The organism is Myroides oncorhynchi, from assembly GCF_020905415.1.
GTDB classification, from domain to species: domain Bacteria; phylum Bacteroidota; class Bacteroidia; order Flavobacteriales; family Flavobacteriaceae; genus Flavobacterium; species Flavobacterium oncorhynchi_A.
On record NZ_JAJJMP010000001.1, the window covers coordinates 3,613,959 to 3,640,209 of the forward strand.

At 33.9% G+C, this 26,251-nt stretch carries 29 protein-coding genes and 1 riboswitch; of the genes, 12 read left to right on the plus strand and 17 right to left on the minus strand.

Annotated features, from left to right (window positions below):
• Both LNQ81_RS15680 and LNQ81_RS15685 read right to left on the minus strand, forming a co-directional pair.
• Nucleotides 1-741 (minus strand): (Fe-S)-binding protein, encoded by a 741-nt coding sequence (locus LNQ81_RS15680; protein ID WP_229948365.1) that lies wholly within the window; start codon nt 739-741, stop codon nt 1-3.
• A 19-nt stretch (nt 742-760) separates the two neighbouring features.
• Nucleotides 761-2,293, minus strand: a complete 1,533-nt coding sequence (locus LNQ81_RS15685) for an L-lactate permease (protein ID WP_229948366.1) — start codon at nt 2,291-2,293, stop codon at nt 761-763.
• 252 nt (nt 2,294-2,545) lie between these two features.
• Here LNQ81_RS15685 and LNQ81_RS15690 point away from each other — a divergent pair, with 252 nt between their 5' ends.
• Both LNQ81_RS15690 and LNQ81_RS15695 read left to right on the plus strand, forming a co-directional pair.
• Entirely contained in the window at nt 2,546-3,064 is a 519-nt protein-coding gene (locus LNQ81_RS15690; RefSeq protein WP_229948367.1) for a DUF6452 family protein, read from the plus strand.
• Nucleotides 3,018-3,878 carry a DUF6048 family protein gene (locus LNQ81_RS15695; RefSeq protein WP_229948369.1) on the plus strand — a complete coding sequence of 287 codons (861 nt, stop codon included), beginning with the start codon at nt 3,018-3,020 and terminating at the stop codon, nt 3,876-3,878. The genes LNQ81_RS15690 and LNQ81_RS15695 overlap by 47 nt, the downstream gene beginning before the upstream one ends.
• A gap of 114 nt (nt 3,879-3,992) precedes the next feature.
• On the opposite strand, the gene LNQ81_RS15700 is transcribed toward LNQ81_RS15695, so the two are convergent.
• From LNQ81_RS15700 to LNQ81_RS15710, 3 genes are read right to left on the minus strand one after another with little or no spacing between them, the layout of a single operon-like run.
• On the minus strand, nt 3,993-4,538 hold the full coding sequence (locus tag LNQ81_RS15700; RefSeq protein ID WP_229948371.1) for a putative glycolipid-binding domain-containing protein: 546 nt from the start codon (nt 4,536-4,538) through the stop codon (nt 3,993-3,995).
• A 1-nt stretch (nt 4,539) separates the two neighbouring features.
• A complete protein-coding gene (locus LNQ81_RS15705; RefSeq protein WP_229948373.1) occupies nt 4,540-5,331 on the minus strand; it encodes a class I SAM-dependent methyltransferase in 792 nt (263 codons plus the stop codon).
• Between the two features lie 13 nt (nt 5,332-5,344).
• On the minus strand, nt 5,345-5,830 hold the full coding sequence (locus LNQ81_RS15710; protein WP_229948375.1) for an exonuclease domain-containing protein: 486 nt from the start codon (nt 5,828-5,830) through the stop codon (nt 5,345-5,347).
• A gap of 218 nt (nt 5,831-6,048) precedes the next feature.
• Between LNQ81_RS15710 and LNQ81_RS15715 the strand changes: the two genes are divergently transcribed.
• A complete protein-coding gene (locus LNQ81_RS15715; RefSeq protein ID WP_229948377.1) occupies nt 6,049-6,324 on the plus strand; it encodes a hypothetical protein in 276 nt (91 codons plus the stop codon).
• Between the two features lie 6 nt (nt 6,325-6,330).
• Here LNQ81_RS15715 and LNQ81_RS15720 read toward each other — a convergent pair whose 3' ends face one another.
• The 6 genes from LNQ81_RS15720 to LNQ81_RS15745 form a co-directional block, all read right to left on the minus strand.
• Nucleotides 6,331-6,867 carry a PH domain-containing protein gene (locus tag LNQ81_RS15720; RefSeq protein ID WP_229948378.1) on the minus strand — a complete coding sequence of 179 codons (537 nt, stop codon included), beginning with the start codon at nt 6,865-6,867 and terminating at the stop codon, nt 6,331-6,333.
• 43 nt (nt 6,868-6,910) lie between these two features.
• On the minus strand, nt 6,911-7,579 hold the full coding sequence (locus LNQ81_RS15725) for a hypothetical protein (RefSeq protein WP_229948380.1): 669 nt from the start codon (nt 7,577-7,579) through the stop codon (nt 6,911-6,913).
• A gap of 106 nt (nt 7,580-7,685) precedes the next feature.
• Nucleotides 7,686-8,390, minus strand: coding sequence for a hypothetical protein (locus tag LNQ81_RS15730; RefSeq protein ID WP_229948382.1), 705 nt, complete (start codon nt 8,388-8,390; stop codon nt 7,686-7,688).
• Between the two features lie 35 nt (nt 8,391-8,425).
• Complete coding sequence (locus tag LNQ81_RS15735) at nt 8,426-10,510, minus strand: TonB-dependent receptor (protein WP_229948384.1); 2,085 nt, start codon at nt 10,508-10,510, stop codon at nt 8,426-8,428.
• 396 nt (nt 10,511-10,906) lie between these two features.
• Nucleotides 10,907-11,653, minus strand: a complete 747-nt coding sequence (fabG, locus tag LNQ81_RS15740) for a 3-oxoacyl-[acyl-carrier-protein] reductase (RefSeq protein ID WP_229948386.1) — start codon at nt 11,651-11,653, stop codon at nt 10,907-10,909.
• A 67-nt stretch (nt 11,654-11,720) separates the two neighbouring features.
• Nucleotides 11,721-13,022, minus strand: coding sequence for a Na+/H+ antiporter NhaC family protein (locus LNQ81_RS15745; RefSeq protein ID WP_229949309.1), 1,302 nt, complete (start codon nt 13,020-13,022; stop codon nt 11,721-11,723).
• A gap of 61 nt (nt 13,023-13,083) precedes the next feature.
• Nucleotides 13,084-13,190: riboswitch (SAM-I-IV-variant riboswitch) on the minus strand.
• Nucleotides 13,191-13,533: 343 nt separating this feature from the next.
• Between LNQ81_RS15745 and LNQ81_RS15750 the strand changes: the two genes are divergently transcribed.
• A complete protein-coding gene (locus tag LNQ81_RS15750; protein WP_229948388.1) occupies nt 13,534-15,681 on the plus strand; it encodes a TonB-dependent receptor in 2,148 nt (715 codons plus the stop codon).
• Between the two features lie 64 nt (nt 15,682-15,745).
• Here the strand turns inward: LNQ81_RS15750 and LNQ81_RS15755 are convergent, their stop codons facing one another.
• Nucleotides 15,746-16,708: an NAD(P)H-dependent flavin oxidoreductase gene (locus LNQ81_RS15755; protein ID WP_229948389.1), complete on the minus strand. Its 963-nt coding sequence runs from the start codon at nt 16,706-16,708 to the stop codon at nt 15,746-15,748.
• Nucleotides 16,709-17,055: 347 nt separating this feature from the next.
• On the opposite strand from LNQ81_RS15755, the gene LNQ81_RS15760 reads away from it, so the two are divergent.
• The gene (locus tag LNQ81_RS15760) at nt 17,056-17,556 is read left to right on the plus strand and encodes a porin family protein (RefSeq protein WP_229948390.1); all 501 of its coding nucleotides are present in this window, start codon (nt 17,056-17,058) and stop codon (nt 17,554-17,556) included.
• A gap of 61 nt (nt 17,557-17,617) precedes the next feature.
• Here LNQ81_RS15760 and LNQ81_RS15765 read toward each other — a convergent pair whose 3' ends face one another.
• Both LNQ81_RS15765 and LNQ81_RS15770 read right to left on the minus strand, forming a co-directional pair.
• Complete coding sequence (locus tag LNQ81_RS15765; RefSeq protein ID WP_229948392.1) at nt 17,618-18,226, minus strand: hypothetical protein; 609 nt, start codon at nt 18,224-18,226, stop codon at nt 17,618-17,620.
• Between the two features lie 2 nt (nt 18,227-18,228).
• The gene (locus LNQ81_RS15770) at nt 18,229-18,708 is read right to left on the minus strand and encodes an RNA polymerase sigma factor (RefSeq protein ID WP_229948393.1); all 480 of its coding nucleotides are present in this window, start codon (nt 18,706-18,708) and stop codon (nt 18,229-18,231) included.
• A 358-nt stretch (nt 18,709-19,066) separates the two neighbouring features.
• Between LNQ81_RS15770 and srmL the strand changes: the two genes are divergently transcribed.
• The 3 genes from srmL to LNQ81_RS15785 all read left to right on the plus strand — a co-directional run bounded on the left by srmL (nt 19,067) and on the right by LNQ81_RS15785 (nt 20,760).
• A complete protein-coding gene (gene srmL, locus LNQ81_RS15775; protein WP_229948395.1) occupies nt 19,067-20,101 on the plus strand; it encodes a PheS-related mystery ligase SrmL in 1,035 nt (344 codons plus the stop codon).
• Between the two features lie 232 nt (nt 20,102-20,333).
• Nucleotides 20,334-20,483 (plus strand): hypothetical protein, encoded by a 150-nt coding sequence (locus LNQ81_RS15780; RefSeq protein WP_229948396.1) that lies wholly within the window; start codon nt 20,334-20,336, stop codon nt 20,481-20,483.
• Nucleotides 20,476-20,760, plus strand: coding sequence for a hypothetical protein (locus tag LNQ81_RS15785; protein ID WP_229948398.1), 285 nt, complete (start codon nt 20,476-20,478; stop codon nt 20,758-20,760). The genes LNQ81_RS15780 and LNQ81_RS15785 overlap by 8 nt, the downstream gene beginning before the upstream one ends.
• A 182-nt stretch (nt 20,761-20,942) precedes the next feature.
• On the opposite strand, the gene LNQ81_RS15790 is transcribed toward LNQ81_RS15785, so the two are convergent.
• The 3 genes from LNQ81_RS15790 to LNQ81_RS15800 all read right to left on the minus strand — a co-directional run bounded on the left by LNQ81_RS15790 (nt 20,943) and on the right by LNQ81_RS15800 (nt 22,509).
• Nucleotides 20,943-21,542 (minus strand): hypothetical protein, encoded by a 600-nt coding sequence (locus LNQ81_RS15790; protein ID WP_229948400.1) that lies wholly within the window; start codon nt 21,540-21,542, stop codon nt 20,943-20,945.
• A 76-nt stretch (nt 21,543-21,618) separates the two neighbouring features.
• A complete protein-coding gene (locus LNQ81_RS15795; RefSeq protein ID WP_229948402.1) occupies nt 21,619-21,798 on the minus strand; it encodes an XRE family transcriptional regulator in 180 nt (59 codons plus the stop codon).
• Between the two features lie 81 nt (nt 21,799-21,879).
• Nucleotides 21,880-22,509, minus strand: a complete 630-nt coding sequence (locus tag LNQ81_RS15800; protein ID WP_229948403.1) for a DUF4240 domain-containing protein — start codon at nt 22,507-22,509, stop codon at nt 21,880-21,882.
• Between the two features lie 355 nt (nt 22,510-22,864).
• Here LNQ81_RS15800 and LNQ81_RS15805 point away from each other — a divergent pair, with 355 nt between their 5' ends.
• From LNQ81_RS15805 to LNQ81_RS15820, 4 genes are all read left to right on the plus strand, one after another.
• Nucleotides 22,865-23,758 carry an IS1595 family transposase gene (locus LNQ81_RS15805; RefSeq protein ID WP_229945071.1) on the plus strand — a complete coding sequence of 298 codons (894 nt, stop codon included), beginning with the start codon at nt 22,865-22,867 and terminating at the stop codon, nt 23,756-23,758.
• Nucleotides 23,759-24,201: 443 nt separating this feature from the next.
• Nucleotides 24,202-24,600 (plus strand): hypothetical protein, encoded by a 399-nt coding sequence (locus LNQ81_RS15810; protein ID WP_229948405.1) that lies wholly within the window; start codon nt 24,202-24,204, stop codon nt 24,598-24,600.
• Between the two features lie 37 nt (nt 24,601-24,637).
• On the plus strand, nt 24,638-25,531 hold the full coding sequence (locus tag LNQ81_RS15815; protein ID WP_229945071.1) for an IS1595 family transposase: 894 nt from the start codon (nt 24,638-24,640) through the stop codon (nt 25,529-25,531).
• A 357-nt stretch (nt 25,532-25,888) separates the two neighbouring features.
• Nucleotides 25,889-26,227: a Fic family protein gene (locus tag LNQ81_RS15820; RefSeq protein WP_229948409.1), complete on the plus strand. Its 339-nt coding sequence runs from the start codon at nt 25,889-25,891 to the stop codon at nt 26,225-26,227.
• Nucleotides 26,228-26,251 lie beyond the last annotated feature (24 nt).

The following is a 26,251-nucleotide window of genomic DNA, read 5'->3' on the forward strand; positions in this document are numbered from 1 at the left end:
CTATAAACCAGATGCTAATATTTCAACCACATGAATTAATTTAATTGGTTTGTTATTTTTATCCACGATACCTCCCATGTGCATTAAGCATGAGCTATCAGGCCCTGTGATATACTCTGCCCCCGTAGCTACATGACAGTTGACCTTATCATTTCCCATTCGGATTGAGATAGCTGGTTCTTCTATAGAGAACATTCCACCAAAGCCACAACATTCATCTACTCTAGCAGGTTCTAATACCTCTACACCTTCTACAAGTTTTAACAAGTCTTTTACTTTAGAATATGGTTTTACATTCAGCTCACTTGCCGATCCTAATTTAAGCTCCCTTAGTCCATGACAACTATTGTGCAAACTCACTTTATGAGGAAACTTACCAGGTAACTTATCTATCTTTAAAATATCGTGAAGAAACTCACAGATATCATATACCTTTCCACTGACCTTACTAGTACACCCTTCCCTTTCCATCAGTCGAGGATAAGCATCCTTCACAAACCCAGCACAACTACCTGAAGGTGAAACAACATAATCAAACTCTTCAAACAAATTATTGAATTGCTTTGCTAGAGGCAACGCTTTGTTTTCAAAACCTGCATTAGCCATCGGCTGACCACAGCAAGTCTGATCTACAGGGTAATCCACGTCTACCCCAAAGTGTGTTAATATTTTATAACTTGCTAGTGCTGCTTCTGGATAAACCGCATTCACATAACAAGGTATGAATAATCCAACTCTCATATATCTATCTATTTATTTTCTAACTTCCTAAATACACTACTAAACCTGCTATCAGGATATATAATAATGCAAAACCAACAGCTTTTTTAAGAATTACTCCTTCTTGTCCTTGTTGCCCACAGGCAGTAGTTGCCACGGCTATACTCTGTGGCGAGATAATCTTACCTCCTGTAGCACCAGTTGTATTGGCTGCTGCTAGCCATCCCTTATCTGCTCCTATTTTATCAGCCACTGTAGCTTGTAACTTACCAAACAATATATTAGATGATGTATCACTACCTGTAAGGAATGTTCCTAAAGCTCCAATAGCTGGTGCAAAGAAAGGATAAAAAGCACCTGTAGCTGTTGCTAATGCCAGTCCTAGTACTGTAATCATACCAGAGAAATCCATTAATGTTGACAAAGCTATTAGACAACATACAGTTACTACTGTTTTCTTAAGTTGTACTGTAGTTTTACCTAATAATTTAAACAGCCTTCCAAAACTCAATCCCTGTATCAACCCACCGACAATAGAACTTACAAAAATTAATACCCCTGTATCTGTCAACCAATAAATACCTATGGTGCGTATACCCCCAGAGATATCAAAATTAAAATTGGTCTGAAACAATGACCAATTTGCTTTCATATAAGTAGCAATAGGAAATAATGGACTAGTCAATAAAACAAGCAGTAAAATCAACCCGTAAACACTCCATACTTGAAACACTTGTTTAAAGTTAAAGTTTAACACCACTGTATTACTCTCCTTTCTAGCAGTTAGTTTTCCAAACAAAACAATTACAACAATTGATGCTAAACTACCCAAGATAGCTGGTGTTTCTGCTCCAATATAAACTGCTGCATAATACTGAACTGCTAATGTAACAGCCCCTACCAATACACTTAATACAATATTCTTGGGAATAGATTTTAAAGACTTATCGGCTAATGTCACAATCAAAAAAGGAACTAAAAACATCAGTATTGCTAATTGCCATACTACATTGGCACTAATTACTGTAATATGTTCTGCCATTTCTACTTCCCTTGCCAATACAATAACAGGAATACCTACAGCTCCGAAAGCTGTTGGAACACTATTCGCAATTAAGCTAACTACAGCAGAAAACATAGGTTTAAAGCCTAAACTAATTAAAATAGCGGCTGGTATAGCCACTGCTGTACCAAATCCAGCCATACCTTCTAATAATCCTCCAAATCCCCAAGTCAACAACAATACTTGGATAGATTTATCTGTTGATATTGCTGAGAACTGTTGCTTAATAATTTCAATTTTTTGAGATTCGACTTGTACATTATAACTATAGATAGCCATTAGGATAATAATCAAAATAGGAAATACAGCTTTTACCAATCCATAAAGAACAGATAATCCCGTATCACTAAATGATAAATTAAAACCAAAAAAAGCGATAAGCAGGGTAGCTATTAAAGTAATTAAAGCACTCTTTTCTCCTGCTAATTTTAAAAAACCCAACAAAACGATTAATAGCACTACTGGTGTAGCTGCTAAGATGATCTGTAAACTAGTGATTGATTCTAACATTATATTGTTTTTTTATAATACAACAACCTTAAAGGTACCACCAAAATTACATTTATCACAATAAAACAACCAATTATATATAATAAAAACACACAATTTAGAATGTATAAAAAGAAAATAAGTTATAAATAGTAACTTTACTACTAAAAACTGTCTTATATAATTCAAATATTACCGCCTTCAATTTTTTTAAAGAGTTATGAATTAGTTTTAGTATTTTTGGACTCTTATATACAGAGATAAAAAATCTATATGAAAAAACTAATATTAGTAGCCCTTTGCTTAGGCATTGGAAGTATTGTTTTTAGTGCTTGCGAAAAAGATGATATATGTGGCGAATACGAAGAAACAACTCCTAATTTCTTAATAGAGTTCTATAGCTTCGAGGATCAAGGTATTGCTAAAAATGACTTAGTAGAAGCTTTTGTTGCTGGCAGAGAAAAAAATATAATTAAGAGTAATGGAAATAAACTTCTTATCCCACTACGTTTAGACAATCAAGAATCTGAGTGGATTCTAAAATCTGTAAGACGTACACAGAATCAAGTGGATACTCTTTATGACACCTTAACTTTTAAGTATAAAATCAATACAAAGTATTTAAACAAAGCTTGTGGTTATGTCTCTACTTTTTCACTTAACCAAGACGGAACATCTCCTATGTTAAATGGAGAAGCACAACAAACAAGTGGTAACTGGATTAAACATTATACAACAGAAACAAATGAAATTCAAGATAGCAAAAAAGCACACTTCAAAATTTATTATTAATTGTGGACTAGTACTTTTAGCTTTCTCTTCATTTGCCCAAGAGAAACCTAAAGGTACCGCAGTCGTAACAGATTCAACGGCAGCATCTATTCACTTTTACCCACAGCGATATGGTTTTCGTATAGGAGTAGATTTGTTTAGAATCACTAGATCTTTATATGACAAAAGTTATCAGGGTTTTGAAGTTGTGGGAGACTATAGGCTTACCAAAAATTGGTATGCAGCAGCTGAGATAGGTCATGATAAACTAACTAGAAATGAAAGCAGTTATGGCTTTACTACTAACGGGAACTACATCCGAGTTGGAGGAAACTATAATGTTTATCAAAACTGGATGGATAGAGAAGATATGATTTATGTCGGATTTCGATACGGCCTAGCTAGTTTTTCACAAACACTAGACTGGTATCAACCTTATACTACAAATCCTTATTTTCCTAAAGAAAGAGTAGACATCAATAGGAAACAAAGTGGATTAAGTGCACATTGGGTAGAATTTGTAGCTGGTATCAAAACACGCGTATTTAGCAATGTCTTTATGGGCTTTACACTACGTCTAAATGGGTTGATTTCTCAAACGCAACCTGATGATTTTGAAAATTTATATATACCTGGCTATAATAAAAAGCACAGTGGTGCAATAGGAGTTGGATTCAACTATACTATTTCGTATTTATTCCCACTATATAAATCTAAAAAAGACAAATTTGTCATGCCTACTGAAGAATCTAAGTTTGATCTAGAAGGCAATACTATAGAGCAATCTGAAGATCTAAAAATGATCCAAGAGAACAAGAAAAAAGCTGCTAAATAGTGAAGAATTAAGACAATCAAAAAGTATATATAAAAGCCCTAAAGATAAATATCTATAGGGCTTTCCTTATAATTTTTAATTAACTACTGTTCATTATTCACTACTCCCTCATTACTAAATTCTATTAAATAACTTAGGATAATTAGCTACTAAGCCATCCCCATCTACCTCTATAGTAGATTCGAAATCACTCCACAAATTTTTATAGTGATAGATAGTCTCTGATACTCTTTCGTAACGTTGTACTACTCTAGTGAATCTTTCTTCTATTGGATTGATGTACAGCACCGCCAATTCCTTAGACTGCCCTACTTCTAATTGTAGACGATTAATGGGCAATGTATTAGTAAAAGGTGTTACAGATATATCAATATCTAAACAATCGTGTAATTCAGGATGTTCTAATTCATCTATAATCCACTGATTATTTAGCTTATACCCATGTATACTATAGTTCTTATGCCCTACTTTACATGTAATATCAAAGAATCTAGTCTCCCATCTCTGGTCTACTACTACTTGATATTCGGCACCATACACCTGATTATTCTTGTTTCCTACTAGCTCACCTTTACTGTGAATAGTTTCACCCTTATCAATCAGGACACATTTTTCAATCGATAGATTATCGACACCTGTCCAGACTATACTTTTCTCCATACTATTGAAGTTTAATTGCTACTGTCGCTATAAATGTAGGTAGACAATGATCTACTACAAACCTTGGATTAGGTTGAAAAGCTTCTTCGTATTCCTTAATCAGAAACCCTGCTTTTAACTGTCCTCCTATTAAATCTTGAAGACTATGTCCGAAGACGAAAGCCTCCTCTTTATTTCTTTTTTCTTCTATCTGAACTGCAGTCATATCTATCAAGTCCGCATAAGGAATCTTATACATTGGTTTCACAACTCCTTCTACTGCATACTTAGGATCTCTATCGTGTATAAATATCACAGGATTATAAAAGCTACTGATTAGTCTTCCTCCATTGTCCAAAACGCGATAACACTCTCTCCAGATCTTCGTCACATCACTTACATAATGATTCGATATCGGATGAACAATAATGTCAAAACTATTGTCTGCGAACATCTCTAGATTCGTCATATCTCCTTCTACTGTAGTTAGGTCAAGACCGTCTCTTAGCGCCACCTGCTTATCTTTGTTAAGTTGCTCAGTAGATAGGTCTAAAACAGTCACCTTACCTCCTATAGCAGCTAAAATAGGTGCTTGCTGTCCTCCAGCAGATGCTAAACATAATACACGCTTCCCTTTTACCTCACCTAACCAGTTCTTATCTATTGGAGTTGGCAACACATATAGGTTCCATTCTCCTTCTTTAGCTTTTGCCACTGTCTCTGCACTTACAGGCATAGACCATTGCTGATTAGCTAACGCCTGCTTGTCCCAAGACTTTTTATTGTGTTCTAAATACTCTTTACTCTTCGTCATAATTTTGCCATTATTAAATTAGACCTCCTTGCTTTAAATATTGATCAAACAATATTCCGCATACTTTAGCATCACTAAGAGCATCGTGATGATTCAGTACTAAGTCATATTTCTCAGCCAAAAAAGCCAATCCTTTTTTATACAATCGATAAGTACAATGCCTCTCGTATTCAGGCACAGCCAAATTATAATACTCTAATGTCTTCTCTAATACTGGAAAGTCAAAGCCAAAGCCATTATGTGCTACTACATCCTGAAATTGTATAAAGGGTAAAATCTTATGCCAAACTTCTTCGAATGTAGGCGCATACTTTGTATCTTCCGGTGTGATACCGTGTACGTCAATAAATTTACTCCAATAAACATTCTGAGGAGGCTGTACAAGAATATTTAAGGAATCTACTATAATTCCGTTCTCAAATACAACTAAACCTACTTGGCAAATACTATTGCGTTGTGGTTGAGCTGTTTCAAAATCTATAGCTGTAAATTTATTCATCGAAGTATTATAATCATAATAGCTAAGGTAGTATTTTTTGATTATAAACCGTTAGTATACTTACAAAAAACATCACTTTGCTAATTTTTTTAGCTAATCTTTTGGAGTTAATCTATTCTATTATACATCATAAAGAAGCATAAAAAAAACGGCCATAGAATCTATAGTCGTTCTCTATTAAATATTTATTGTATCTTACAATTATCAAAACACTTACTATGATGAATAAGCACTTTATCACCTATCCAATTATATTTAGTATTGTTGGTCTAAGTATTTTTTCTATTTACAAAAAGAATCAAAATCAAGCATTTATTAATCAGTTTATTTCCACACATAGTGCATCTATAAATGAGATTAATTATTTTGACTTAGGATTATATACCTCTCTTAAACTAAGAGATCATAATAGTAACCAAGTAAACTTCTCTTGTTTTTTTTCTGATTTTGAAAAGCTTACGCATGGAGCAACAGCATATTTACTTAAAGAGTAACTCGTGCTACTTTATCTTTTTCTGAATAGCTTCTAACCAATTTTTTCTATCATTGACCACAAATACACATCGGTCTATAGTAGTCTTTATTTCTATTCCATTATTAAGCAACCACATCACTCTACAAGGCTTGAGCGTTTTAATTTCTTCAAAAGGAATACGAACTGTATTTTTCTGTATATTAAACTTATGAGAGTGAAACACTAAGGTATCTTCTGTCAAGCCTAACTTACCACCTATAGCCTCTTTTCCTAAGAACATATTAGCTACTCCATAGGCCTGTAGCTCTTCACCTACTGCCAAGGGAATTTGCAGTTTTAACTCCACCCTTTTAGTCAAGGTCTTAATAGCATAATACATCAATACCGAAAGTACAATACTATACACCAACCCTTTTAGAAGATAGTTCTCCCAACTTTTAATAGCTCCATCGAATAACCAATCGAAAAGAAGCATTATCATTACATATACTGTAAAGAAGAAAACTAGTATTGTTATCTTATCACTGTTACTAATACCAATTGTATCATTTCCTATTTTCATATCTTATTCTCTTTTTAGAGTACTAAAGGTAGTAAATAAACTACTAAAATCTATAGTAAATATAAAGTATAAACAACACCTGTACTCCTACCAATGCATAAAATACCCAAAGTGCAGGAAGTAATGCCATAGGATTAAAACGAAGTGTCGTCAACTGCTGTACTAAACTTGATGAACTGTTGCCTAGACGAGCTTTAGAAACTACATAATGAGTTGTCTTGCGTTGTAGCATACCCGCTACGTGATTATGATCATTTAGCGCTATTACTTCGCGCTGTATTGCTTCTCTATTGGGTTTACCCCCAAATAACGAAGGTTTCTTTTCATAAAGATAATCCATTAATTGACCTACATAGTCAGTGATAAACACACTTCCTTGCTTCTCCCATAACAGAGAGATAGCCTTCTGAATAGCGTATTTATTAGCTACATAGAAATAAGCAATAATCATCACGACTTGTAAAAGAAAGATGATAATTACAGAATAGTTTATATCACTAAAAAATGCTGTGAAGTTATCCCAAAAGCCTCGTGCTTCACTTCCTTTTCTCAACTGATAAATCTTGCTCATCGAATAGAAAAAAATCCAAAGAGACAGAAATACGCCTACCACCATCATTCCTATCCATCGAATCAAACATATAAACACGATTCTAAATGATTTAAGGCCATGTTTTCCTATCTCTATCCCTTTGTCTAGTACCTTCTTCATTTTTTTATTTAAAAGTACTGAGTATTCATTAAAAGACAAAAAATAATTAGTGTTCATATAAAAATGGCTACCTAATTACTCAAGTAGCCTTTATATATTGTTTATTTTATTTAAACGTGTCTATGCTAAAAGAAGCTTGTGGTGAATCTATTGATGACATATTCTGTACATTATTTCGTTGTACATAGATATTCACTTCACTAGCATTGACTATTCTGTCTTGATTAATAGAGATCTTGTCATCCTTACTATTTAACTTAATCCATGCATAGTCATTCACTAAATAATACCCTCCATCTACCTCAAAAAACACATGGTTGTTATTTACTCTTAACTTTTCGATCTTATTATTCAAACTACTTTTAGCCTTTACCTTATCATTAAAATAATTCTCTACAACAGTAGTATTCACCTCACCTTTATGAATGTATAGTTCAGAAAAACTTGCCCCTTTAGTAGATTTTCTCTTTTGTAAAGCAAAGTACATAATAGGGCTTTCATCATTAGAATCTCCCCAATTATCTTTTTGTCTAAAAGTAGAGTACTCTTCTTTCTCCAAATTCAACGAAAACTTGAACCCTTTTTTACTAGTAGAATGAACAGTCACTTCATAATATCCCTTATCATTCGTAGTTGCTAATGTCTTTTTATCTTCAGTTATAATCTTGACATTAGCCAGGGGTAATAAGGTCTCACTATCTACTACTAATCCCACAACTTTTCTAGTTTTAGGCTCTGCATTATTAGCCATACTTAGATTACAGTTGGTCAAGATAAATAGGGTAAGTAGAATGTTCTTGAATACTTTCATATCATTTTATTTAGTTAATTGTTACATCATAAGTGTTAGAATGTCGCTGCACCCTTTGTATAATTTTGCATACTTCGATCTACCTTAGTTTGTTTTCCCTGTGAGAAATCATAGCTTATCCCTGCGATAAACATATTCTTATTATTCCATATCTGTGTATGACTTCTTTTTTGTACTAAACTCTCCTGTAGTGATTTACTCTTATATTCTGAAGGCATTCCTATAAACAATAGCCCCGCTGTGAAAGACCAATTACTTAATTTATAACGTGCAAATAAATTACTCGCATTCTCATTCGTGCTAAGCCATTCACCTGATAGAGAATAAACAGGCAGATTAAATGAGTAAGACAAAAATAAGTTCTTATACGAAGAAGATACTGTAAAACTATTCCCTACATAGTTATTCGTCAACTTCTCACCCTCTATAGTCTTGATACTCTCCCATGTCGGATATAGATTAACTTTAAATACTAACACTTGTGATCCAAAAGGCTTAATAGAACCATACATCCCTAATGCATACTCTTGCATATTAGCCTCGTTTATATAAGTAAGAGCATACCTATTCTCTTGTAATAGATAACGGCTATTTACAAAATCATTTAAATAATCATAAGAGATTGACGCATTCAAATCAACATACTTGGAGTTAAACGAATAGTTCAAAGAGTTAATGAATGAACGCTGAACCTTTAAATATGGATTTCCCGTTTGTACAATATTCGGTTGGAGCTGAATTACATTTGTACTAATCTGATCACTTGTCAGCGCTCTAGGTCTATATGTACTCGATAGGCGAATACTCTGATTATTATTGATCTCGTATCCCATCACTACTCTGGGAGTGAACACCCAAGTATCTTGAGTGTGCTCTGGATTAGAATTACGCAAATTATTTAAACTCGCTCCTAAACGATACATCCAACCGTTCTTCTTACCAACTAACTCTGTATAGAAATACTGTTGAGTAAACGTTGTAGTATAATTCGAATACCCTTCTAGATTAGTCAAATCATATTCAACTTGGTCAAAACTAAAACGATATCCAGAATTTAATTTAGACGCTCCAAAGTTATGGCTGTGTCCTATCTCACCCACAAAACCACTTTGTTTATTATCCAGAATAGTCTCGTTGTTATATACATCTTGTATTGTACTAGTTACCCACTCTCTATCTAACTTAAAAGATTCGGTCGTATAGTAAGTTCCCAATGCATTAAATATTAGTTCATCCTTCTCTGTTATTTTCTTAGAATAATATAAATCTAAAGAAGGCTTCGTATATTTTCCATTACTATGTCTGTAGATACTATGATTCTCTTTATCTTGATTTTTAGAAAATATACTCTTCCCATCTGTATAATTAAAGTGATCCATTAATGCAATATCTATTTTAGCCTGAAAAGTATATTTATCCGAATCTGTATTCGTGTATCGAAGGGCAATATTCTGATCTGTATATCCAAACTTATCCTTGCGCAATTCTTCTGAATGATAATCTATCCCATTAAGTTTATAAGCAGTAGAGTTAGTATTCTCTCGATTATTATAATCGCGCAAACTAATAGAGTAATCTACTGCAAAGTTATTCTTACCTCTAGTGATACTAGAATAAGCTGATCCATTAATAAACCCTGTATCTACTGCGGTAAGTACCTCTGTTCCATATACATATCCATTATCAGGATTACGAGTAATGATATTCACCACTTGACTAGCTCTATTGGCCCATCTAGTAGGTGGCATATCATAGTATTCAACACGGATTACATTCTTAGGTTCGATAGTACGCATCTGATTATCACTAACCTCTATTCCGTTAATTAAAAATAATGTTTTTCCTCCTTTTATACTTTGAACAGTATTCGTAACTGGATCTAGAGTCAATGTAGGGAGTGTAGTTAGAAGATCTTTAGCATATCTAGCTTTGTCTAAAGCATCTTGGTCAAAGGTATAAACTGATTTATCCACATACTGTTTCTTGTGTAGACTCTGGATAAGTACTTCTTGTAATTCTGTATTTATATCTAGAGTATCTTGAACTACTTCTTGTATTTGAGCCTTAGCCATTAAGCAACTGAAGCACATAGCTAATAAAGTGATGTATTTCTTATTCATATCTATCCTATGTAATTTTGTTTATAACTATCTAAACACCATAACACTAATTACATACCAAATAGCCTTTCACACATAAATAACAATAAATCAATCATTTACATAAAAAAACAGGTATTACATATGTTCATTATCGGACAGTTATTTTATGAAAACGAACAGTCACACTCCTATTATACAGACATATAAATGCTTAGTGTATATTACATTTGGTATAAGAAATAAGTAATTGAGAAATAGATCCATATTCAGTCCGTTATTTTATACAGTTTAACGGACTCACATCGGACACATTCAAAAACAATCTCATAAAACACTACTATAGACACTTTTCATAAACTAAAAAAAGCTACCTGATTACTCAGATAGCCTTTATATGTGGTTATGTGTTTAGTCTTAAGTAAGCATTCCACCATCTACATTAATCACTTGACCAGTGATATAAGCAGACATATCAGAACCTAAGAATACACAAGTATTTGCGATATCTTCTGGAGTACCTCCACGTTTTAATGGAATAGCATCTCTCCATCCTTTCACTACATCTTCAGGAAGTTTACCAGTCATCTCTGTTTCAATAAATCCAGGAGCAACAACGTTACAACGGATATTACGAGAACCTAACTCTAATGCGATAGATTTAGAGAATCCGATAACTCCAGCTTTAGAAGCAGCGTAGTTTGCTTGTCCAGCGTTCCCTTTTACTCCTACTACAGAACTCATATTGATAATAGATCCTTTTCTGTTCTTAAGCATGGTGCGTTGAACAGCTTTAGTCATATTAAATACAGACTTAAGGTTTACTTCGATTACTGCATCAAAATCTGCTTCAGACATTCTCATTAATAAGTTATCTTTAGTAATACCAGCGTTATTTACTAAAATATCAATGTTTCCGAATTCTTTTAAAATCTCTTCTACCAATTGTTCTGCTGCTGCATATTCAGCTGCATTTGATTGATATCCTTTTGCTTTAACACCTAAAGCTGCTAATTCCTGTTCTAATTCCACAGCCGCTTGTGCAGAAGAACTATATGTGAATGCTACATTTGCTCCTTGCTGAGCAAATGCTAAAGCTACTCCTCTACCGATTCCTCTAGTAGCTCCAGTGATAATAGCGATTTTACCTTCTAATAATTTCATGTGTAAATCCAATTTTGTATTTGAACTGAGGACAAATATAATCAATTTGTATTTTCTCAACACCCTTTTATGCTGTTTGTGTGTTTTTTCTCAAAAAAATCATATAGATTAAAGTGATAATCAACAGAGCAACAAAGTAATACGAATATTTCATCAAATCAAGATAATCTATCTGCCCATTAGTAAAGCTAAGTAAGATCAGTATCTGTGCTCCATAAGGTAAGATTCCTTGAATAATACAAGCAAAAATATCTAATATAGATGCAACACGAGGTCTGTCTAATTCATACTCTGTGGCAATATCTCTAGCTAGATTACCTGCCACTAGAATAGACACTGTATTATTAGCTAAACACACTCCTATAGATGACACCAATCCAGCAATACCAAACTCTGCTCCTTTTGGAGTTTTCATCAGCTTCTTCATTTGTTTTAACAGCCATTGAATCCCTCCTTGATCTTCAACCATCTTTGCTAATCCTCCTGTCAACATTGACAATAAGAATATCTCATTCATAGATACAAACCCTTCATAAGTCAAATTAGCAAATCCTAAAACATCAAAATCATTTTGCACCAAGCCTATAATACCTGCTACTAGTATACTTAGAAATAATGCAACAAAAACCTGTACTCCCATTAAAGCTAGCACAATAATTAATACATAAGGAATAATTACCCAAAAATTACTTGTATCTCCTAATTCTAAGACTACATCTGTAGCACTTCCACTCATAAAAAACAAGGCTACTATAGTAATCAACGCTGCTGGTAAAGCTAATTTAAAGTTTGCTCTAAATTTATCTTTCATTTCACATCCTACTGTTTGTGTAGCAGTAATCGTTGTATCTGATATAATAGATAAATTATCCCCAAACATTGCCCCTCCTAATAGAGTACCACATAATAATCCCATAGAAGTCCCAGACTTCTCTGCTAAACCAACAACAATTGGCCCTAGAGCTACAATAGTTCCTACAGAGGTACCAATCGCTAAAGATAGAAAACAAGAAATAACAAAGATTCCAATAGCTAAGTATTCTATAGGTACAACACTCAACCCCATATTAACCATTGTATCTACTCCCCCTATTGCTTTAGTAACAACAGCAAAAGCTCCTGCTAACAGATAGATAATACACATGGTGATAATCTTACTATCACCACATCCATGAATAAGCGAAATCACTTTATCATTCATTGAAGTCTTATAGAAAAGAATAAATGCAGAAACAACTCCTACTGATATAGCTATAGGAGAAGGCATTTTATAAAAATCACCTAATAGTATACCTGAGCCTAAAAAAATGGCAATAAAAATAAAAAATGGAATAAAAGTGTAAAACTTGTTACCTGACATAGCTTTGATTTAATAATAATGTTATTACAAATAATTTGCCAGATTGGTAGAAATAAGACTTACTAAGGAAGTAAACAACATTTTTTCCATTTCTGGCTTATCGATTGCAGCACCTTGCTTGTTGTGCAGGTTGCTATCCTTCAGAGACATTACTCCGAAGAATTCTTGATAATTGAAGGGCAAAGATAGTGGTTTTTAGAATAAATACAAGTAATCTCATCAATATAATTCATAATCAATTAACTAGTTAAACTATTATTATATCTCGTTTATTTTAGGCAACACAACATATCTTTTACTAGACAAATATTTGATTTCCTACATTCCAACTATGTTACTATATCATAGAAATTAGAATGTTTTAGTATAGAATTAATAATACAATCAAAAAAAACACCTCTTATCTATATCTCTAAAAAAAGAAATGTTGCATATATTACAAAAGTTATTTGTACTGATTATAAATAACAGCAAAACAATTAACTTTACACTATAAATAACAGAATTAAAAAATAGCTGTATGAATATAACCAAATACACACTATTAGCACTAATTTCTCTTCCATATTGTGTATTCTCTCAAGAAAACACACAACAAGAAGATATTCAACTATCAGAAATAGTACTATCCACTACCCGACTACCAGAAGTCAAAAAGAACTCTTCAAGCTCTGTAATGGTCATTTCTCAAAAAGAAATAGAAACCTATGCTCAACTTAATCCTGATATGTCTGTCATCTTAGGATTAGCAGTGCCAAGTATCGGCTTAAGCTCTAATACTACAAGTAACAGAAGTCAAACCCTACGAGGAAGACAAATACTCGTATTAATAGATGGTGTGCCACAGAGTACTCCTCTTCGCAATACTGATAGAGACCTACGCACAATCAGCCCTTATGCTATAGAGCGTATAGAAGTGATAGAAGGAGCTTCTTCTTTATACGGAAGCGGTGGTGCTGGAGGTATTGTTAACTTTATCACGAAAAAAAGTACACAAGACAGAGTGTTTAGCGGTAGTACATCTATAGGCTATACAGATGCTAATATCTCGAAAGGTCAAGGTACACAAGGATATAAAGTAAATCAACAGTTTAGTGGTAAGTATAAAAATTTTGATTACCTATTAAACGGAGGATTAGTTAAAGCAGGGCGCGCCGTAGATAGTGAAGGTGAGTTTATCTCTCCACGCTATGGATTAGGAGAAGTAACTACGCAGAATTTACTAGCTAAGATAGGATATGACTTTAACGCCAATAACCGCATAGAAGCCATGTATAACTTCTACAGTGCACTTCAAGATACTGATTTAATAGCTTCTAGGGGTAAATACTTAGAGTCTCCACAGATAGGAGTTATCGGTAAGAAAGATCCTGCTGCACAGAATGAAGGTACTAAATATAATCACAATGCATATCTTAAATTTACAAGTAAAGAGATATTCACTAATACGGATTTAGAAGCGTCTGTATTCGGTCAGAAAATCTATACCCTATTTGACTATAGAGCACATAATCCTAAATCACCTCGTTGGGAAGAAACAGGAGGTCAAGCTACAATAAAAGCTGAGAAACTAGGAGCTCGATTAAGCTTACTCTCTAAACTAGATTTCACAGAGAATATCCACATGAACTATATTGTTGGAGGTGATTTTTTATATGATAAGACGAGTCAACCTCTAGTAGATGGGAGATTATGGGTACCTGAATTAAAAGCCTATAACAGTGCTGTATACTTACAAACACGTACAGTATTCTATAACAACCTTACTCTAAAGGCAGGTCTACGCTATGACAATATAAGCGTAAAAGTACCAGATTATAAAACTATCCCTATTAAGAAGAATCAAGAATGGTTAGCTATAAATGGTGGTAACTTAGATTATAACAAGGTATCGTTTAATGCTGCTTTATCTTATAGTGTGGTAAATGAGTTTACTCCTTATGTCTCTTTCTCACAAGGGCTTTCTATCTATGACTTAGGCCGTATCTTAAGAGATGCGAAAAGTGATGTAGTCTCTAAGATAGAAACTGATCCTGTAGTAACCAATAACTATGAAGTCGGGTTTACAAGTAAATTAGGTAACAACTGGAACATCAGAGCTGCCTATTTCTGGTCAGTAGCTAAGTTAGGTAGTGACCTACAGGCAGGTGAAGGAGGATTCTGGAAAGTAGTAAGAAGTCCGCAACGCATAAATGGTATCGAACTAGCCTTTGATGGTAAGCCAGTAGATTGGGCTACTGTAGGAGGTAGTTTCTCTAGTTATGAAGGGAAGATGAAGTCAGACGATAGCTCTACTTATGACACCTACATGAGTGGATTAAGTATCGCTGCTCCTAAGTTAAGCCTATTTACCACTATCACACCGATAGAACACTTATGGGTAAATCTATATTATACACATACTTCTAAAAGAGATCGTTTTGACCCACAGCCTAATAAGACGGGGGTACTAGTGTATAACGAAGGAGAAGGGAAGGTATCACCTATCGACCTTTTTAACTTCCAAACATCCTATCAGTATAACAAGAATATTCAACTATCATTAGGTGTAGAGAACTTGTTTAACAAGACGTACTATACTAGTTCTTCTATGTTAGTGGCTCGTGATGCTGAGTATGCTAGAGGTAATGGTAGGTATTACACTTTCTCACTGACCTTTAAGTATTAACACGCATTATACTTTAAAAGATAATGGCTCCTGTAATAGGAGCCATTGCTATTTATGATTTATCTTAGAACTTCAGATTACTCTTAATCTCTTCATTCTTATTTAGTGCAGCCTTATACTCTGCTTTTAATTGATTGACCAAATCTTTCACACTTAATACGTTATCAATACCTGCGGTACCGTGCCCTGCAGACCAAATATCTTTCCAAGCTTTATGATTGTCAGCGCTCATCTGAGAGAAGTCTTCTTCTTTCTTATGAGAAAGATCTACCCCTGCCTGCTCTATACTTGGCTTAAGGAAGTTAGCATTTACCCCTGATACTCCATCTGTGTAGATGATGTCATCTATACCTGAGTTGACCACCATCTGCTTATACTCCTCTACAGCAAGACATTCGTCTGTTGCGATAAAACGAGTTCCCATATAAGCGAAGTCTGCCCCTATGGTGTTGGCAGCTAATACATCACCACCTGTATCTAAGCTTCCTGCTAATAATACTGCTCCTTTAAAGAAACTCTTGATCTCAGATATTAGTGCAAAAGGATTTGCTGTACCTGCGTGTCCTCCTGCTCCTGCTGCTACACAGATCAGACCATCTACTCCTGCCTCAGCAGCTTTCTCCGCGTGTCTTTTCTTCACTATATCATGGAATACTAATCCTCCATAACTGTGTACTGCATCTACTAGATCCTTCACTGCTCCCAAAGAAGTAATCACTAAAGGCACTTTATACTTCACACATAACTGCAAGTCAGGCATCACACGTGGATTGGTTTTGTTTACAATCAAGTTCACTCCAAAAGGAGCTGGCTTAATCCCTGTCTCTTTCTCAAAAGCAGCTAACTCAGTCGTTACTTCAATTAACATTTGTTCAAATACCTCTGAACTTCTTCCATTTAATGCAGGGAATGTACCTACTATACCGTTCTTACAACATTCTATGACTAACTTCGTTCCTGAGATAATAAACATCGGAGAAACTACGATAGGCAAAGTAAGGCTATTTTTTAATTCTTGTATTGTCATAATCAATTGATTTTTAGCTATTAAATCTTATATCCTCAATATTAAAGATAAAGGAATAAGAAAGAATGTAATATAACTCAAAATATTGGTTTATAGAAGAAGAATATGCTCATTAATTATATATATCTAAATAGATAATATTTTTAGCATTCTGTAACCAATAATCTACTTTGCTATACGTTGTCACTATATCATAACACAATTTAGCATATTAATTTTCACAATATAACGTAATACCTATCATATACTAGTATATACAACAAGTATAAGCAATTATCTTAGTTACCTAAGATTTGAATATCCTTACTATTTGCACTACTTTTGAAACGCAAAAAATAAATATTACGATGAAGAGATTATTGCTTTCAGTTGCACTAGTAGCAGCAGTAGCGTTTACTGCTCAGGCACAAAAAGGACCTAAGAACGCATTAGGATTGCGTTTCGGGGGAAACAATGGATTGGGGACTGAGATTTCTTACCAAAGAGATTTGTCTAAGAACAACCGTCTAGAGCTAGACTTAGGTTGGAGAAACAACGACCACTATGACGCTGTGAAAGTTACAGGTCTTTATGAGTGGGTATGGAACATTGAAGGAGGATTTGATTGGTACGCAGGAGTTGGTGCTGCAGTGGGAACTTGGAACTCAAGTTACTATGATCACAAACACAGCAAACATTCTGACAGTGGAGCTTTTGGGCTTATTACAGGAACTGTAGGTATAGAGTACAACTTTAAGGAAGTGCCTATCCAAGTAGCAGTTGATTTACGTCCGGAAGTTTACTTAAACGATAGCTACCGCAATGGTGTCTATGCTGACTTAGGTATAGCTGTACGTTATAGATTCTAATTTTTTTTGCACCTGAAAACGATATAACACACAAAGCCACCTCATCTAAGGTGGCTTTTTACTATTGTATCGTTTCTAACTTGTTTATCATCTGTTCTAATTCTGCTATCTTCTTTGTGTTCTTTTTCTTGTTCCAATACAGGTTAATACCTCCCCATACTAGTAAGATACCGTAATATATAAGCACCACAGTATCTCCTATAGATGCTATAGCATCTCCTATAAGCGCTATAAAAGGATAACTATACACCCCTATCCCCACTAGAAACAATAAGATATATACATTCATCCACACTTTAGATAATTGCAACTGTTGTCTTTTTTCTTTAGTTAACAACACAATATAATCACTTGTTGTCTGTGTTAATATAGATCCCGGTATTAAGCCATTTAAGCGATAATAACTAATCATAAACATTGTGATTGCTAAAACACAAATTACACTCCCTAGTATTACCCAAATAGAGTCATAGAACACAGTTCCTCTTAATGATACATTAACTCCAATAATCCATCCTAGAGAAGATACTCCTATTATAGCTAGAGCCCAATTCATCTTTACTTTCTTTAAACGATAGGTATCTATAGATTTAAACACTTCAACGATATTACCTTGTTCTACTCTCGGAGTAGCCCAAAGCTGTTCTAAATTCACTTGCTTGCTTTCCATAATTACTTGAGTTTTTGATATAGTTCTTCTTTGATACGATGTACACGAGTCCGTACATTAGCGTGTGATAAACCTATTATCTCCGCTATCTCCTTCTGCTCCACTCCCTCTAAAGTTAGTGAGATGATGATTCTATTCAGTTCTGCTAGTTCACTTATAGCCTGATAGAGTCGCTGTGTATCCACCTCTTGATACACCTCATCAGCAGTATACGTGCTTAGCAATACCTTTGCCTCATTAGGCACTACTTTCTTACTCCGCTGTAGTTGCCGCAGACAGATATTAACCGTGATGCGGTATATCCACGTACCATAGCCTGCCTCCTGTCTAAACTTAGGGAGTTGGTTCCACACATTGACAAAGGTTTCTTGTGCGATATCCTTTGCCCAATCTGCATCATTGACATACCCTAAAGCCAACCGATAAATACTCTTCCAATACTGACTATACAGTGACTCGAAAATTGCTTTATGCTTACTCATTACTCCTATTATTGGGTGGTTATATGGTTTAGAGACATATGGTGAATATATGTTACAAAGGAATTAAGTTTATTCAGTATGATTATCGTGTCATTCATCTTATAATTATGTTCATTGATGTTTATTCTTATAACTATCTATTGTTGTATTTCTATCTTTGAGCTTTGTAATTAAAACAATATGTGTCTTCCACTTAGCCAAGTTTTATTAGTGATTTTCTACTTTTATTTTGACCCTCAAGGGTCATTATAATTTATTATGTCTGTTGCGTACAGACAGTCAAACAAGCATCAGAAAATATAAAATCACAATAACTATTTAGTACAAATACTAGATAGTCAAAACAAGGTTATCAATTATGAATCTTATACCACAATCTATTTTAGATAAACGCAATCTAAAATTACACAATAACAAACTACATCCTATCTGTCAGTTAAAAGAAAAGATACAACTTTACTTCGAAGGCTTCACTTTAGTAGATAATATCAGTGAAGTAGTCACGCTAAAAGAGAATTTTGATGATTTATTAGTGCCCTTAGACCATCCTGCTCGTTCTATGAATGACACCTACTATATGGATGCTGAACACGTACTTCGTACTCAAACTTCTGCACATCAAAATAGCTTATTAAAACAGGGGTATGACAAGTTTATTGTCACAGGGGATGTATATCGAAAAGATACTATAGATAGAACACACTATCCTGTATTTCACCAAATAGAAGGAGTTAAGTTACTCCCTAAAGGTAGTGATGCACTCCAAGATCTTAAGAATACATTAGAAGGATTAATACAACACTTATATCCTGGTAAAGAATACCGATTCTTAGATGATCACTTTCCTTTCACGAGTCCATCTATACAGTTAGAAGTTTGGCAAAATGGGGATTGGATGGAAGTATTAGGCGCTGGTGTGATACACACACAGATACTAGACAATTGTGATATAGACGCTACCGGATGGGCATTCGGGTTAGGCTTAGATAGGTTATTATTGTCTTACTGCAACATTCCTGATATAAGATATATCTGGTCAGAAGATGAGCGCTTCTTATCACAGTTTAAGAGTGGGCTGACACAGTTTAAAGAATATTCTAAGTATCCTCCTGTTCACAAAGACATCTCATTTTGGGTGACAGACTATAAAGAGAACAGAGAAGGCAACTGGGATCAATATAATAACCTGTGTGAAATCATAAGAGAAGAAGCAGAAGATATCATAGAGAATATAAGTCTACTAGACAAGTTCTCTAAAGACGGTAAGGCTTCTCTTGCTTATAGAGTTTCTTATCGATCTAATGATAGAACCTTATACAACGAGGAGATTAATGAAAAACAAAACCGTATTAGAACTGTACTAGCCACACAGTTTGACATTGAACTTAGATAATACATCATACCCTTTGTTAGTAAATACTAGCAAGGGGTATTTTTATTCTGTGTAATTTGAATTCAGATATACAACAATAACAAAAAAGTGTGATTTTGCAATACACTATTAATTAACAACAAGTTAACTAATAAAAAACTGACAAAATCAACAATAATAACAAATCAGAAAGGCTAAAAAAGTTAACTATAAACTTGAGAATTTACCTGAGAACTTACTTAGAGAAGTTGACTTGTTTATTGACTACCTAACACTAGAAGAAAAAGAAGAAGAATCTTCTAACATTCCTCAATGGCAACAAAGCATCGTACTAGACCGTATAGAGGACTCAACAGAATTCGTAGATGCCTTCGAAATGTTAGCTGAGTTAGAGGATGAATAAATCTACATACAAAATTAAAGTAGACCCTAAGGTTCTGTTCGATTTACAAGATGCGAAGTACTATCTGAATAATAAACGAACTAACTTAGGTAAGGAATTCATTAAGGAATATCGTTCTGCATTATCATATTTAGAAAACTCACCTTACACACAGTTAAGATATAAAGATGTACATTGTTTTCCGCTAAAAAGATTTAAATATATGATTCATTTTAGAATTGAAGAACAAGAGAGAACTATTACCTTAAATCTGCAGATAACGTTTAAACGAGAATGAATTATACAAAACAGAGTAAGATTAACGATTAAAACATACATTAGTATAGTTTCAGAGCTAATTGAAGCTATGTAAAGTAGAATTCTTTCGCAGTAAATGGTAGTTACAGATTTAAGGTATTACTATTTACGCTGTTCTCTCTACACATTATGATCCTAATAAGCATTGGCTATAACACAACTCTAAAGCTTGTGTTTAAAATATTTAAAGTCAGACTTCTTTACCTCTAGTTGGTAGACCTTATCGAAAAGTACTTGTAGTTGTGCTAAGTACTCCACCTCATCAGTACTTTCTATATATCGGATCAAGTGATTGATAAGCGTAAGTGCCTTCCCTCTGTACTTCACCACCTCTCCTACAGGGTGATAAGACTCACTCTGTAAGTATAAGTCAAGGTTAAACTTGACCATCTCCTCTTTGGTAATATTCGGAAACTCCTGTACTGCCCTATCTAGTGTACTCAACGTATCTTCTATCTTAAAGCGGATACCACGCTCACATAGTACTTGAAGAGCTAAGATCTCACGTTGCGCCACGAAGTATAAAGCTAGCGGTTCATTAAAGACGTCATAGTTATACCAACCACCGTGTGCACACGAAATAAGCTCCTTATAGCGCTTATCTTCCTTCCACTGTGCGATGATAATATCACGTATCTCATCGTGCTTTATAAGACTCTTTGCTTGTTCTTCTGCAGAAGTCTCTAAGGCATTATGGTAATACTGCATACCGTGCAGTTTATAGTATTTCTCTATCTCTTTAGTAAGCTTGGTGTAACTCATATTCTATATACTAAACCCCTAAAACAATTGCTGGGTCAATTTCTAATTTCTTAACTTAAGGATCCAATAAACTCCACTAACATAGTGGTTCGATAAGATCAATCATTTGCTCATAATCCACTACCAAGTCTGAGATTATGTCTAACTCTATAAAGTCTCTCTCCATAGTAGGAGTGTCATTACCCACTACTTCTAATAGTACTTCTATACGCTCACATAAAGCATTGTATTCTATTTGATTTCTTATAGCTCTCATAACACTTCTTATTTATAGCAAAAATATACTTAAGAATAGAAATTTAAAGTTTATACTCTATTTAAATTTAAAAAATATCCATTACTCCTCTTCCTCCTCATTTCTTAACTCCCCTATCTCCATAACTAACTTAGGATAGTGTAACTGTAATTCTGTACCTGTATAAGGTTCTCTCGTCCAATCAGTCTCTATCAAGTCATAATGAACAACTTCAACATATAAATCATCCACTGCATCAGTCACGAAACTAGAGTCTTCCTGCCCATACTTAGCATCAAAAGCCAAGTCTGTTACATATAACAATCCCTCTGCCCACATATCTGATATATCAAACTCATACTTCCCATTAATAAAGGCATTAATATCCTCTATAATCTCATAGAAGAACTCCTTTCCTCTCAAGATCAGCCAACATCTAAAATATATAAATCCATCAGTAGACATATAATCATCAAAGTCAAAGACTCCTTCATTCTCTTCAAAACTGTTCTCTAAGATCATACTTAGCTCTGCTATCTCTACCGTATTAAGCTGATTAATCTTCTTTCTGAGTGTCATCTCAAACAAAATCATCTCACCTGAATCTAACTCTGATAACAAGGCTGTCAACTCATCAATATGTTCGTCTAACTCATAAGACTCGGGCATATCACTAATATTCGCTCGTTCTATTAATTCCCAAAAGAATTGTTCGTTTAAGTCTACTTTCATAATGTATATCTTAAATAGTATTGCATTAGCACTAAGGTACTGCTTCTTATTTAACTTAAATAATTTTACTAAACTATTTAGCCATAGTTATCTTGACTTTTAAAACATAAAAATCAATTCAGTCCCCTTTCATGTACGCTCAATTTAATTTCGTAAATTATCAGTTCTATACTCATTATTTATTCTTCATTTATAAATAATCTTAACTCATCTAAGGATTATAGTTTTCATCATCTATCTCAAGACAAAACTACCGTATTACCACTTCCTATCTATGAAGTACCTATGTGCCGTTATATGAAAGTATTGAGTTATTAAATTAACTTCCGTACATTAGTATCTTAAAATCAACAGTATGGAAATTTTTAAGGGTCAAAACATTCTTAACTTAGTAAAAGAACTACCAGATGACGAATCTTGTAAAGCTTATCTAAGTAAAATAAAGTGGTCAAACGGTTTTACTTGTGTAAAATGTGGACACAAAAAAGGTTGCTTAAAATCTAATCATTCATACTATTGCTATAACTGTGAGCATGTTGAAAGCTCAACAGCTAATACCTTATTTCACAAAGTCAAATTTGGTTTACATAAAGCATTTATGATTGTGTTTGAAATGACAACTTCTACCAAAAGCATATCTAGTATTCAAATGGGTAAACGCTATGGTATAAGCCAGCCAACAGCGTGGGGCTTTATGCATAAAGTTCGTTTAGCTATGCAAAGTAGCGAGCAATCTCCTATGACTGAGACAGTCCATGTTGATGAGTTTGTTGTAGGGGGATACGAACAAGGAAAACCAGGAAGAAGTTACGACACCAAAAAAGCTAAAGCAGTGATAGCTGTAGAGTTAAATACTGAAAGAAAAGTAAAAAGAGCCTATGTTAAGTGTATTGACGATTACTCTGCTAAGTCATTAACTACTATATTCGAACAACACATTTCAGAAGATGCTAATGTAGTTACAGATAAATGGAGGGGATACAATCCCTTGAAAAAAAAGTATAACATCACTCAAAAAGAAAGTGATAAAGGTGCTAATTTTAAAGAATTACACGTGATAATTCACCAACTTAAATCCTGGATTAGAACTGTACCTTCACATATCAATAAGAAATACATCCAAGCTTACTTTAATGAGTTCGTATATAGATTAAATAGATCCTTATTTAAGGAAACTATTTTTCATAACACAATTGTAAAGATGGTTAAAGCGAAACCAACTACTTTAAATATGATTAGCGGAAACTAAACAGATAACTCAATGAAAGTATATTGACAGCATCGTGTGTGCATAAAAACCCCTATTTTATCCTAATACCGTATACCTGCTTGATTATTTGAAAAAGCGACCTAGAAGATTGGCCTAATAAATATTGATATTCAATACTTTGCAAATATATGCATTTAAAATCAAATCTTTTTGATACACCCCTAATTTACTTGCTACCTTTCATTAAATACTTTCTCAAAAAGCGCTTATTTAAAACACTCTTTCTAAACTAGATATTGTAATTTTGTCTTTTAACCCAAAATACACGATAGACATATAAACGAAAAGTAATTATACAAGGTAGGTCTGAATTAGCGACACAAGCATACTATAGTATGATTTTAGAGCTAATAAAAGAACTATGAAGTAGAATTGCTTTGCAGTATTTGGCTAATGCGTAATATGGGTTTAATTTCATTGTGTTGAAAGAACTAGCTAAAGGTCAATATTCAGGTAATAAGATAACGGAGGTAGAGAATACACTATTCACTACTTCCGTAACCTGTTATACCCCTGAGTCATTTGATAATACTAGACACAGTCATCCTAATGCGCATCTGAGCTTTGTCCTTAAAGGCGGATGTGAAGAGCAGAAATCTGATAAGTACGAGCGTGGTTTATTAAGCTCTACATTCTATCACAGAGATGAACCTCATCAGATCAATATGATGTCTAAAAACTCTATACACATCAACATTGACTTTGACCCACTGTTTATCCAAGAGATCAATACAGAGAATACTATAGAGCTAATTACCAAAAAAGACTTCTCTCTACCTCTAGAGATGATGCAACTGTATAAAGAATTATTGAGTTATTAAATTAACTTCCGTACATTAGTATCTTAAAATCAACAGTATGGAAATTTTTAAGGGTCAAAACATTCTTAACTTAGTAAAAGAACTACCAGATGACGAATCTTGTAAAGCTTATCTAAGTAAAATAAAGTGGTCAAACGGTTTTACTTGTGTAAAATGTGGACACAAAAAAGGTTGCTTAAAATCTAATCATTCATACTATTGCTATAACTGTGAGCATGTTGAAAGCTCAACAGCTAATACCTTATTTCACAAAGTCAAATTTGGTTTACATAAAGCATTTATGATTGTGTTTGAAATGACAACTTCTACCAAAAGCATATCTAGTATTCAAATGGGTAAACGCTATGGTATAAGCCAGCCAACAGCGTGGGGCTTTATGCATAAAGTTCGTTTAGCTATGCAAAGTAGCGAGCAATCTCCTATGACTGAGACAGTCCATGTTGATGAGTTTGTTGTAGGGGGATACGAACAAGGAAAACCAGGAAGAAGTTACGACACCAAAAAAGCTAAAGCAGTGATAGCTGTAGAGTTAAATACTGAAAGAAAAGTAAAAAGAGCCTATGTTAAGTGTATTGACGATTACTCTGCTAAGTCATTAACTACTATATTCGAACAACACATTTCAGAAGATGCTAATGTAGTTACAGATAAATGGAGGGGATACAATCCCTTGAAAAAAAAGTATAACATCACTCAAAAAGAAAGTGATAAAGGTGCTAATTTTAAAGAATTACACGTGATAATTCACCAACTTAAATCCTGGATTAGGACTGTACCTTCACATATCAATAAGAAATACATCCAAGCTTACTTTAATGAGTTCGTATATAGATTAAATAGATCCTTATTTAAGGAAACTATTTTTCATAACACAATTGTAAAGATGGTTAAAGCGAAACCAACTACTTTAAATATGATTAGCGGAAACTAAACAGATAACTCAAAAAAATTAAATGTTAATATCCTATTCCGCACAAAAAACAAACACATCAACAACACACACTGTTAAAGACTCTTCAGTAAAAGACAGTACAACTAACGATTTAAAACATAATATACTATTTATGAAAATGTTATATTGTATTAATTGATTAAAACCATTGATTAATTCATTATATTTGCACCATAGGCTAATTTACATACAACATCGTTAAGAAATTTTATTGTGAAAGATAGTGAGGTAAAAATATCCTATACGAAATAATTCAAGATAAAAATTGGCAACTTCCCTTCAAATACTACGTGACTTAACAGAACCAATCAAGTCTATATTTCTAATTCTCTGCATGTGCCTCTAAACAGAGATGCTGTGAGAGATGTAATGCCTACACTTTTTGAATTACTTGAAAACGAAACTAACGCTGCTGTACGCGCAGTCCTTGGGCATTTCATATTTGTATATATACATCCCTATATGGATGGAAATGGTAGGATGGCAAGATTCTTAATGAATTTGATGCTAGCCTCTGGAGGATTTCCTTGGACTATTATTCCTCTAGAAGAACGTGATGCTTACATGGCAGCCCTAGAAAGTGCAAGTGTGGGAGGTAATATAGAACCCTTTACAATATTTCTTTCAAAACTTGTAAGGGAAAGTTTAAAAGGGAAACCAATTGCCAAAATATAAAATACTAAAAAAACCCTCCTAACA